6 protein-coding genes are annotated in these 5,887 nt (G+C 72.1%); 3 read left to right on the top strand and 3 right to left on the bottom strand.

Annotated features, from left to right (window positions below; translation table 11 throughout):
- The first annotated feature begins 43 nt into the window (after window positions 1-43).
- Genes D7V93_RS36230 through D7V93_RS36220 form a run of 3 tightly spaced genes read left to right on the top strand, consistent with a single transcriptional unit; the run spans window position 44 to window position 2,823 of the window.
- Entirely contained in the window at window positions 44-988 is a 945-nt protein-coding gene (locus D7V93_RS36230; protein ID WP_372338391.1) for an AAA family ATPase, read from the top strand.
- Window positions 985-2,292 (top strand): DUF58 domain-containing protein, encoded by a 1,308-nt coding sequence (locus D7V93_RS36225; RefSeq protein WP_120647700.1) that lies wholly within the window; start codon window positions 985-987, stop codon window positions 2,290-2,292. Before D7V93_RS36230 ends, D7V93_RS36225 begins: the two co-directional genes overlap by 4 nt.
- A 9-nt stretch (window positions 2,293-2,301) precedes the next feature.
- Window positions 2,302-2,823, top strand: coding sequence for a GNAT family N-acetyltransferase (locus D7V93_RS36220; RefSeq protein ID WP_120647699.1), 522 nt, complete (start codon window positions 2,302-2,304; stop codon window positions 2,821-2,823).
- Window positions 2,824-2,832: 9 nt separating this feature from the next.
- Here D7V93_RS36220 and D7V93_RS36215 read toward each other — a convergent pair whose 3' ends face one another.
- The 3 genes from D7V93_RS36215 to D7V93_RS36205 form a co-directional block, all read right to left on the bottom strand.
- On the bottom strand, window positions 2,833-3,294 hold the full coding sequence (locus D7V93_RS36215) for an inorganic diphosphatase (RefSeq protein WP_120647698.1): 462 nt from the start codon (window positions 3,292-3,294) through the stop codon (window positions 2,833-2,835).
- Window positions 3,291-4,310 carry a stage II sporulation protein M gene (locus tag D7V93_RS36210; RefSeq protein ID WP_120647697.1) on the bottom strand — a complete coding sequence of 340 codons (1,020 nt, stop codon included), beginning with the start codon at window positions 4,308-4,310 and terminating at the stop codon, window positions 3,291-3,293. Before D7V93_RS36210 ends, D7V93_RS36215 begins: the two co-directional genes overlap by 4 nt.
- A 127-nt stretch (window positions 4,311-4,437) precedes the next feature.
- Window positions 4,438-5,887 (bottom strand): bifunctional metallophosphatase/5'-nucleotidase (locus D7V93_RS36205; protein WP_147451524.1); only part of this gene is annotated, 1,450 nt, incomplete at its 5' end.

Raw genomic sequence — 5,887 nt, 5'->3', positions numbered from 1 at the left:
CTTCTCCCCTCCTCCCGCCCTGGACGGAGGCCACGCCGTGCGGATCGCGAACGCCATCCGCGAGGGCGTCCTCACCGAGGTGCGCAAGGCCGTGGTCGGGCAGGACGAAGCGCTGGAGCTGATGCTCTGCGGGCTCGTCGCCGGAGGCCACATCCTGCTGGAGGGCGTGCCCGGCGTGGCCAAGACGTTGATGGCCAAGGCGCTGTCGCGCAGCGTGGGCGCGGACTTCAAGCGCATCCAGTTCACGCCGGACCTGATGCCCGCGGACATCCTGGGCACCAGCGTCTTCGACCTGAAGTCGCAGACCTTCGTGCTGGCGCGAGGCCCCATCTTCACGGACCTGCTGCTGGCGGATGAGATCAACCGCGCCCCGGCCAAGACGCAGTCCGCGCTGCTGGAGGCGATGCAGGAGCGCGCCGTGTCGCTGGAGGGCCGCAACCTGCAGCTCTCCCCGATGTTCACCGTGTTCGCGACGCAGAACCCGGTGGAGTCGGAGGGCACGTACCCGCTGCCCGAGGCGCAGCTCGACCGCTTCCTCCTGAAGATCGACGTGGGCTACCCCGCGCCGGAGGAGGAGGACGCCATCCTCGCGTCGGTGCACCGGGGCTTCGACGCGGGCGACCTCGCGAAGGCGGGCGTGAACGCGGCGGTGACGAAGGACGGCCTGCTCGCGGCACGCGCGGCGCTCAACGAGGTGAACGTGGAGCTGCCCGTCCTGGGCTACATCCGCAAGCTGGTGTCCGCGACGCGCGCCTCGCCCAACATCCGCCTGGGCGCGGGGCCGCGCGCGGGCGTGCACCTGCTGCTCGCGTCCAAGGCGCTGGCGGCGCTCCGGGGCCGCGACTTCGTCACGCCGGACGACGTGCGCTTCCTCGCGGGCCCGGTGCTGCGCCACCGGCTGCTGCTGTCGCCGGACGCGGAGCTGGATGGGGCCACGCCCACGGACGTGCTGCGCGAGGTGGTCCAGGGCGTCGAGGTCCCCCGGTGATTCCCTCCGAGCGCCTGTGGGGGCTGTTCGCCCTGCTCGCGCTGCCCATGGCGGTGGCGGGCTTCTTCCCCGGCCTGGGCGGCGCGGTGCTGGCGCTCGACGCGCTGGCGCTGGCGCTGGCCGTGTTCGACTTCCTCCAGGCCCGCCGCGTCCGGCTGGAGGTGCACCGCACGCTGCCGGAGCGCCTCAACGTCGGCGTGGCCAACCGGGTGGAGGTGCACCTGGTCCACCGCGGCCGGGGCACCGTGCGCGTCCGCGTGAAGGACGACGCGCCCCCGTCCTTCACGACGGAGCCCGGCGAGGCCGAGCTGCGGCTCACGCCGGACAGCCAGACGCAGTGGGTGTACCGGGCCACGCCGGTGAAGCGCGGCAAGTTCGGCTTTGGAGACGTGCACGTGCGGGTGACGGGCCCGCTGGGACTCGTCTCTCACGAGCGAGCCATCCCCGCCGCGAAGTCGGTGTCGGTGTACCCGGACCTTCGCGGAGCACGGCGGCTGTTGCTGTCCGGCGCGGCGCTGGACCTGGTGAACCTGGGGCTCCGGCAGCTGCGCCGCGACGGCCGGGGCAGCGAGTTCGCGCGCCTGCGCGACTACGCCCAGGGCGACAGCGTGCGCGACGTGGACTGGAAGGCCACCGCGCGACGGGGCCGGCCGGTGACGCGGGTGCTGGAGTCGGAGCGCTCGCAGGCGCTGCTCATCTGCGTGGACGCGGGCCGCTCCATGGCGGCGCAGGTGGACGGGCTCACCAAGCTGGACCACGCGGTGAACGCGGCGCTCTTCCTCGCCTTCGTCGCCATCCGCAACGGGGACCGGGTGGGGCTGGCGCTCTTCGCGGACGGAGTGAAGGCGTACCTGCCGCCCGCCGCGGGCCGGGGCCAGTACCGCAAGCTGGTGGACACGCTGTACTCCGCGACGCCCAGCCTCACGTACGTGGACTACCTGGCGCTCTTCAAGGAACTCAACGTGCGCCTCAACCGGCGCAGCCTGCTGTGCGTCTTCACCGACTTCCTCGACGAGGAGCAGGCCAACACCCTGGTGGCGCCGCTGCACCGGCTGGCGCGCCGCCACGTCCCGCTGTGCCTGTCGGTGAAGGACACCGCGCTGCAGAAGCTGCTGCGCACGCCGCCCTCCGGTCCCGAGGAGGCCTTCCAACACGCGGTGGCCTCGGAGCTGCTCACGGACCGCGAGGTGCTCAAGGCCCGCGTCAGCCGGGGAGGTGTGCAGATGCTCGACGTCGCGCCGGACGAGCTGAGCCTCGCAGCGGTGAACCGCTACCTCGACATCAAGGCGCGCGGCGTGCTGTAGCGGAGCGCCATGGACTTCGCGTTCCAGGCCGGAGACCTCACGGCGGAGCACGTCCCCGACTCCGAGGCGGAGCGTGTGCAGCCGCTGCTCGAGCGCTGCGAGGACTTCCACCAGCTCTCCTACGGGCGCCCGGCCCTACCGGATCAGGCCCGGCGGATTCCCACCGGGCGGCCCCCGGACCTCGCGCCCGGCCAGGGCCACCTGCTAGCGCTGAGGACGGCGGCGGGCGAAGTCGTGGGGCTGCTCGAAGCGCTGCGCGACTTCCCGGCCCCGGGCGAGTGGTACCTCGGCATCCTGCTCCTGGCCCCGGAGGTGCGCGGCCAGGGCCGGGGCGAGGCCGTGGTGCACGCCTACGAGGCCCACGTGCGCGCGGCGGGAGGCAGGCTGCTGCGGCTCGCGGTGCTGGAAGAGAACGAAGCCGCCCACCGCTTCTGGACGCGGATGGGCTTCCAGCCCGAAAAGTGGGTGGGGCCGCTGGAGCAGGGCCTGAAGCTCAACCGGCTGCTGCGGATGACGAAGCAGCTCGGCTGAGAGCCAGCGTCAGGCTTCAGGCCCTTCGCGCAGCCAGCCCACGAAGCGCGTGTCGGGCACGGCGCCACGCACCCGGTGCAGCCCGCGCTTGAACAGCGCGTAGACGCGGAAGAAGCGCTCCAGGCCCGCGCGTTCGGAGGCCGTCATCGGGTGCGCGCCACACACCACCTTCGGGTCGCCCCGCCCCGCGTCGATGAAGCCCAGCACCGCCACCACGGGCACGCGCACGCGCTGCCCCTGGGACAGACGGGGCCCCAGCACCACGGCGTCCAACGGGTCCCCATCATCGGAGAGCAGGCCCGGGATGGAGCCGTAGTTGTACGGGCACGGCAGCGGCGACACGAAGTCCACCGTCCCATCCGCGCGCCGCTTCACCAGGGAGAAGCGCGGACACTCGATGAGCACCTCCGGCTCGCGCGGCAGCGGCGGCACGGACAGGTCCGGCGCCTGGAGCGTGCGTCCCGCGCTCATCCCGCCGCCTCGGCCGTCCCGCTGTTGCGCGCCCCGCTGCGCCGGCCGCGCATCCAGTCCGACAGCAGGTACGCGTAGACGCCCGCGCCCACGGTGACCGCGAAGGAGATCTTGAAGCCCACCGACAGCTTCGGCGGGTGGATCTGCGACACGGTGCCCTCGATGAAGCCCGCCAGCACGAACAGCACCAGCGTGCCGAACAGCAGCTTCACCGCCGTCACCGCCTCCTTGCGCAGGGCCTGCCCGCGCGACAGGCCGCCCGGCGCCACCATGCCGCGCGCGATGACGAGCCCCGCCGCGCCCGCGATGCAGATGGCGGACAGCTCCGGGATGCCGTGCGGGAGGATCCACGCCCAGAACCACCCGGCCATCCCCTTGGCCACGTACACCTGCGCGAGCGCCCCCAGGAACAGGCCGTTGACGAACAGCATCACCGCCGTGCCCAGGCCCAGGGTGATGCCCAGCGCGAACGCCAGGAAGGCCACCTGGATGTTGTGGGTGAAGAGGAACGTCGTGAACTGGGCCTGGTCCTCCACGGACATCCCCTTGCCCGCGGCCTCTTCGGCGGCGCGCTTCACGGGGTCCATGTTCATGTGCTGCTCGGGCACCAGGTAGTGCGCCGCGTCCGGATCCACCACCATGCCCACGTAGCCGAAGCCCGCGCCCGCCAGCATCAGCAGCACGGAGGCCAGGTACATGCGCCACTCGCGGTGCATCAGCGCGGGGAAGCCGCGCGCCACGAACGCCCACACGTCCGCGAGCCTGGGCCGGGTGCCGGGATAGGTCAGCGCGTACGCGCGGCCCACGAGGTCGTTGAGGTACGCGCTCACGTCCGCGGAGCCGCTGCGCGCGCGCACCCACAGCAGGTCGCTGGAGACGGCGCGGTACAGCTTCCCCAGCGAACGGGCCTCGTCCAGGCTCAGCTTGCGCAGCCCCCCGCTCTCCGACTTGTCCAGCAGCGACTCCAGTTGCTGCCAGCGCGGGCGCCGCGTCTCGATGAACTCCGCCATCTCCATGGCGGCCACTCTAGCCGAGCCCGGAAACGACGAGGCGCCGGTCGCCCTCCCCTTGTGGAGGGAGGACCCGGCGCCCCGAACCGCGAAGGCGACGCGCGGGGCTTGGAGCCCGGCGCGCCCTCACGCGCTACTTGATGAGCTTCTCGAGCGGCTTCGCCTCGGTGGAGGCCTGGTTCTGGGTCCACTCGACGACGGGCGTCTGCCACGCCATGCCCGTCTCGGCCGGGTCGGCGTCCAGCTTCTCGAAGCCGAAGCCGTCACCGCCGAAGTACAGGTACTCGACGGTGGCCACCGTGTACTCCTTCTTCGGGTCCAGGGGCTTGCCCTTGGCGTCCTTGAACTTGCCCTTGCCCGCCGGGGTCAAGCCGGCCACGAGCGCGGTGGGGTTCTCCAGCTGCTTCGCCAGGTCCTCGCCCTTGAGCTTCACGGTGAGCAGCGAGTTCTCGAACGGCATCACCGAGTACACGCTGCCCAGCGTCACGTCGCCCGCCGGCAGGCCGCCGCGCAGGCCGCCCTTGTTGAGGATGGCCACGTCGGTGTTGAGCTGCTCGCGCACCGCGCCCGCCACCCACTTCGCCATCAGCGGCGAGTCCTGGGGGATGCCCGCCTTCGTGAAGCCGATCTTCCGGCCCAGGGCCTGCTCCACCTTCGTCTGCCACTCGGCGATGCGCTTCGCCGTCTCCGGGTCCGGCGTGCCGCCCGTGACGTCGACGACCTTCGTGTCCACGGCCGTCAGCTTCTGGCCCGCGGGCTTCGCCGGGTCGAACTTCAGCTGCGCGCGCAGGTACGAATCAAAGCCGCGGCCCAGCGACACGTACGTGGTCTCGCCGTCCTTCTTGGGACCGCTGACTTCCGCGCAGCGGCCACCGGCCACGAGCGTCACCTTCCACTCGGGGTGCTTGGCCACGACGGGCTGCAGGTCCGTGGGGCACTGGTCCGCCACCACGACGATGACGTCCGCGCCCGCCTTGCGCGCCTCGGGCACCGCGGTGTTCAGCGCGTCCTCGGAGGGCGTGACCTCCAGCCCTTCCGCGCGGCCGGACATCGCCGTGCGCACCGTCTTCTGCGACGTGAGACCCACCACGCCGACCTTCAGGCCGCGCCGGTCGAAGACCTGGAACGCGGGCATGGCCAGGTCCTTCGCCAGCGACGCGTCCGTCACCTTCAGGTTCGCCGCCAGGAAGGGGAAGCCCCCCGCCGCGCGGTTCTTCAGGAAGGAGTCCTTGGCGTACGACAGCTCGTGGTTGCCCAGCGCGGAGGCCGCATAGCCCATGTGCCCCATCACCTCGGCCGTCGGAGCGCCCAGGAAGAACGAGGAGAGGGCCGGGCCCGTCCACAGGTCGCCCGTGGTCAGGGCGAGCGTGCCGGCATCCGCACAGGTCGCCTGGCCGTCCTTCAGCGGACCGGCACAGTGCTTTTCATCATTCACCCAGCGGCCCATCAGCTCCGCGGCACCGCCCTTGCCCTCGACAGGCAGGAGCTGGCCACGGGTGCTGCCGGTGACGAGCACCGTCACCTCGGAGGGCACCGCGGGCTTCGCGGGGGCCGCCTCCGCAGGAGGCGGCCCCCGCGAAGCC

The organism is Corallococcus llansteffanensis, from assembly GCF_003612055.1.
GTDB classification, from domain to species: Bacteria; Myxococcota; Myxococcia; order Myxococcales; family Myxococcaceae; genus Corallococcus; species Corallococcus llansteffanensis.
This window is presented reverse-complemented; position numbering and strand designations above follow the sequence as displayed.